This is a genomic window from Nocardioides sp., assembly GCF_031422975.1.
In the GTDB taxonomy this organism is placed as follows: Bacteria; Actinomycetota; Actinomycetes; order Propionibacteriales; family Nocardioidaceae; genus Nocardioides.
On the sequence record NZ_JANPEO010000361.1, the window covers coordinates 1 to 4696 of the forward strand.

General features: G+C 69.7%; 3 protein-coding genes and 1 pseudogene. 1 reads left to right on the top strand and 3 read right to left on the bottom strand.

The window, feature by feature from the left end; genetic code table 11:
• Positions 1 to 635 (top strand): 1,4-dihydroxy-2-naphthoyl-CoA synthase (locus RMO85_RS10935; RefSeq protein WP_310528754.1); only part of this gene is annotated, 635 nt, incomplete at its 5' end.
• Positions 636 to 867: 232 nt separating this feature from the next.
• On the opposite strand, the gene RMO85_RS10940 is transcribed toward RMO85_RS10935, so the two are convergent.
• From RMO85_RS10940 to RMO85_RS10950, 3 genes and pseudogenes are all read right to left on the bottom strand, one after another.
• A complete protein-coding gene (locus RMO85_RS10940; protein ID WP_310528755.1) occupies positions 868 to 2634 on the bottom strand; it encodes an L-lactate permease in 1767 nt (588 codons plus the stop codon).
• Positions 2635 to 2672: 38 nt separating this feature from the next.
• Positions 2673 to 4064, bottom strand: a complete 1392-nt coding sequence (glcF, locus tag RMO85_RS10945) for a glycolate oxidase subunit GlcF (RefSeq protein WP_310528756.1) — start codon at positions 4062 to 4064, stop codon at positions 2673 to 2675.
• A pseudogene (locus RMO85_RS10950) lies at positions 4065 to 4696 on the bottom strand (FAD-binding oxidoreductase); the annotation flags it as partial.

Genomic DNA, 4696 nt, shown 5'->3' on the forward strand with positions numbered 1-4696 from the left:
GTGGCAAGGCGGGCTACCAGTACGAGACCGATGGCCACCTCGACGAGGCGGCGCCCCCCAACCCGATCGACCGCGCCAAGCTCGCCCGTCTGCACATCCTCGAATGCCAGCGACTCATCCGTTTCATGACCAAGGTCGTCATCTGCGTGGTGCCGGGCTGGGCCGCCGGCGGAGGACACAGCCTGCACGTCGTCTGCGACCTCACGCTCGCCAGCCGTGAGCACGCGCGCTTCAAGCAGACCGACGCCGACGTCGGATCCTTCGACGGCGGCTACGGATCGGCGTACCTCGCGCGACAGGTCGGGCAGAAGTTCGCCCGCGAGATCTTCTTCCTGGCCGAGGAGTACGACGCCGAGACGATGCACCGCATGGGTGCTGTCAACCGCGTGGTGGACCACGCCGACCTCGAGGCCACCGCACTGGACTGGGGAGCCAAGATCAACGGCAAGTCGCCGACCGCTCAACGGATGCTGAAGTACTCCTTCAACCTTCTCGACGACGGCCTGGTCGGCCAGCAGCTCTTCGCCGGCGAGGCAACGCGCCTGGCCTACATGACCGACGAGGCGCAGGAGGGCCGCGACCAGTTCCTGGAGAAGCGCGAGCCGGACTGGTCGCCCTACCCCTGGTACTACTGATCTGGTGCGTTTGCGCAGCGGCCCAATTGATGCTCCGCCGGAATCGACGAGATCACGCAGTTGGCGTTTGACGCCCCCGGTGGATCAGCGCGCCCAGCCAGCAGGGCGTTAGCGACTCCTTCGTGGCGAGGTCGGCTGGGTGGGAGACGGCAAGCGTCCACCACCCAGCACGAATGTCGCTCGTGAGCCCCGGGACTGCGACAAGACCGCCCGCGGCGCTCTGGGCTGACCCCTAGGGAACCATCCAGTCGAGCACGGGCGTGGACTGCAGGCCGACGAGGATGCACATCAGCACCAGCAGGCCGAGGCTCCAGCCGATCACCTTGCGGAAGATGTCGCCCTCCCGACCGGCCATTCCGACGGCCGCCGCCGCGATAGCCAGGTTTTGCGGGCTGACCATCTTGCCGAGCACCCCGCCCGAGGTGTTCGCGGACGCCATGAGCAACGGGTCGAGGCCGGCCTTGGTGGCCGTCTGCACCTGCAGGGCACCGAAGAGCGCGTTGGCCGAGGTGTCGGACCCGGTGACCGCGACGCCGATCCACCCGAGGATCGGCGAGAGAATCGCGAAGGCACTCCCGGTCCCTGCCAGCCAGACACCGAGCGAGGTGGTCTGCCCGGACAGGTTCATCACGTAGGCGAGCGCAAGCACGGCCATCACGGTGATGATCGCGGACTTGAGCTCGACGTAGGTCTCGACGTACGTCTTCGCGGCCTTGACCGGCGACACCTTGAGGATCAGCGCCGTGATGAGGCCGGCGAAGATCATCAGCGTCCCGGCAGCGGGCAGCCAGTTGAACTTGAACACCGTCGCCACTGGGTCACCGGCCGGGTTGGTGATGTCCAGACCCGGCCACGTGATGAGGTAGGTGAACGGCTCCTTGGCCAGGAATTCGACCACGGCCGGGATGTTGACGATGGAGAAGATGGCGATGATCACCAGGTACGGGGCGTAGGCCCTCAGGACGTCCACGCCGCTGTCGCGGGGTACGTCCGTGTCGGCAACCGCAGCCACCATCCCCTCGGCACCGCGACCGGTCGAGGCGGTCACAGCCGTCGAGATGCCGTGGGGGGCACGGCGTCCGGAGAGCTTCTGCGAGTGCCCCTCCGAGCGGCTCGCGTCCAGCGCGTCCTCCTCCGCACCGGCCTGCTCGGCGGTCAGGACCTCCGACGGCTTCCAGACACGCAGGAGCAGGACGACGGAGGCGGCGGCGACGAGCGCGGCCAGGATGTCGGCCAGGGGCACGGAGATGTAGTTGGCCGCCACGAACTGCGACAGCCCGAAGGACACACCGCACACGAGGGCCGGCAGCCACGTGGCACGGACACCACGACGTCCGTCGACGACGAAGACCAGGATCAGCGGGACGATCACCGCGAGGATCGGGGTCTGCCTGCCGACCATGCTGCCGAGGGTGTCGACCGTGAGCCGGCTGTCGTCGCTCACGGCGGAGGTGACGGAGGCGAGGGTGACGATCGGCGTGGCGAGCGCCCCGAAGGCCACGGGCGCGGTGTTGGCGATCAGGGCCACGACGGCAGCCTTGATGGGCCGGAAGCCCAGCGCCATCAACATGACGACCGTGATCGCGACCGGGGTGCCAAAACCGGCGAGCGCCTCGAGGAGCGCGCCGAAGCAGAACGCGATGATGATCGCCTGGATCCGCTGGTCGGGGCTGACCTTCTCGAAGGACCTGCGGAGCACGTCGAAGTGGCCGGAGGCCACGGTCAGGTTGTAGACCCAGATCGCGTTGATCACGATCCACAGGATCGGGAAGAACCCGAACAGGGCGCCGTCGGCGCCCGCCCAGAGCGCCTGACCCACGGGCATCGAGAACAGCACGACCGCGACGACCAGCGACACGGCAAGCGAGATGAGTCCTGCGACCCAGGCCCTGAGGCGGAGGCCGCCGAGCAGCACGAAGAGGGTGATGAGAGGGATGGCGGCACACAGCGCGCTGAGCGCGAGCGAGCCACCGACGGCTTCGAGGTCTTGCTGGAACATACGGTTCAGCTCCCGAGAGAGGTGGATGGACGGACGGATCAGGCGGTGACGAACGTGCTGACAGGAGCACCCCGGATCGAGGCGTCCAGCACCTCGATCGTGTGGGCCATCCCCATCGGGTGACCCGACCTCTCGATGGCCGAGGTGACCTGCATCAGACAGCCGGGGTTGGCGGTGACGAGCACCTGCGCCCCGGTTGCGACGATGTTGGCCGCCTTGCGGTCACCGAGCTCGCGGGCCGGCTCGGGGTTGACGATGTTGTAGATGCCGGCGGAGCCACAGCACAGCTCCGGCTCGGCGATCTCCTTCAGCGACAGTGCGGGGATCGCCTCGAGCAACCGGCGCGGCTGGGCGCGGACGCCCTGGGCGTGGGCCAGGTGGCAGGCGTCGTGGTAGGCGATCGTCATGTCCAGCGGGTGCCGAGGCGCCACGGCGCCGAGCTCGTCGAGGATCTCCGAGACGTCGCGCACCTTGTGCGCGAACGCCCGGGCCCGGTCGGCGTACGCCGGGTCGTCGCCCAACAGCTCGGCGTACTCCTTCATCGTGGAGCCGCAGCCGGCCGCGTTGACGACGACGTACTCGACGCCACTGGACTCGAAGGAGTCGACGAGCCGGCGCGCATACTTCTGCGCCTCGCGCTCGCGGCCGTTGTGCACCGACAGGGCGCCGCAGCAACCCTGCGAGGCGGGGACCACGACGTCCAGGCCCTCGGCCTGCAGCACCCGGGCGGTGGCGGAGTTCACCCCGGGGAAGAACGCCCCCTGCACGCAGCCGGTGAGCAGGCCGACGATGGCGCGACGCTCCCCCGTCGCGTGGATGTAGGGCGGAAGCGGCTCCGGCCGGCCCAGCCGCGGAGCGAGGCTCTCCATCGCGGCGAGCTGCGGTGACAACCGCTCGAGCATTCCGGTGCGCCGCATCGCCTTGTCGAGCCCGACGGCCTGCATCGCGCGCAGCGGCCCGCGCAGCAGCCGGAGCCGCTTGGGGTGCGGGAACACTGCGAAGATCAGGCCGCGCAGCGCCTTGTCCGGCGCGGAGCGCTCATGGTTGCGCTCGACCTGGGCGCGGGTCTGTTCGATGAGGGTGTCGTACTGCACGCCGGACGGGCACGCCGTCACGCACGCCATACAGCCGAGGCAGGCGTCCCAGTGCGACACCATCGAGTCGCTCATCGGCTCGCCCTCCAGACCCTCCTTCATCAGGTAGATCCGGCCGCGCGGGCTGTCCATCTCCTCGCCCCACAAGACGTAGGTCGGGCAGGTCGGCAGGCAGAACCCGCAGTGCACGCAGTCGCCGATCAGCGCGGCGTCCGGCGGGTTGTGCTCGTCGAACGCACCACCGGTGGCCGGCAAGCCGAGGTCGATGATGCCGCCCACCTCGCCCAGGCTCGCGCTCTGGGAGCCGCGGCTGTCGTGCTCGGTCGAGTCCGTCATTCAGATGCCTCCCACGAAGCGTCCCGGCGCCAGCCGGTGGTCAGGGTCGAACTGGTCCTTGACGCGACTCATCAGGTCCAGTGCGGGCACCGGTCCCCACACGTCGAGGCCGGACTTCACATCCGTCGGTGCGTCGAGGACGACGGCGCTGCCGCCGCGTCGGGTGCAGGTACGGCGGAGCCGGTCCAGCGCGCTGCTCGCGACGTCCACGGGCGTACCGGGAGGCAACGCGGCGTACGCCACCCCGGCTCCGGCCGAGCCGCGCAACCGCACGCCGGTCTCGGTGGCAGCCTGCAGCACGTCGGCCAGCCCCGACAGCGCGAAGGTCAGCTTGAACGCAGTCGCGCGATCGTCGCCGGCGGCCGTGACGTCCCAGGGGTAGGTCGCGCCGCCCGCGGGCTGGTCGGTGGCCGACTCGGTCGCCGTCGCGCCGAGCAGCGCTCGGACGGTCGCAGCGCGACCGGCGACTCCGTCCTCGCGTCCCTCGAGCAGGACGCTGACGACACCGGCGTCGGCGTCGGGCTCCCACTCCTCCTCGATGGCGGCGGGGACGGCCTGCGCGAGCAGCACCGACTGGACCAGCCGTTGCGCCTCCGCGGGGTTCGAGGCCGGAGCGCTCACCCAGGTCCGGG

Excerpts from the sequence above, each read along its gene's own strand:
- glcF (WP_310528756.1), bottom strand. The coding sequence starts at position 4,064 with ATGACGGACTCGACCGAGCACGACAGCCGCGGCTCCCAGAGCGCGAGC.
- RMO85_RS10940 (WP_310528755.1), bottom strand. The coding sequence starts at position 2,634 with ATGTTCCAGCAAGACCTCGAAGCCGTCGGTGGCTCGCTCGCGCTCAGC.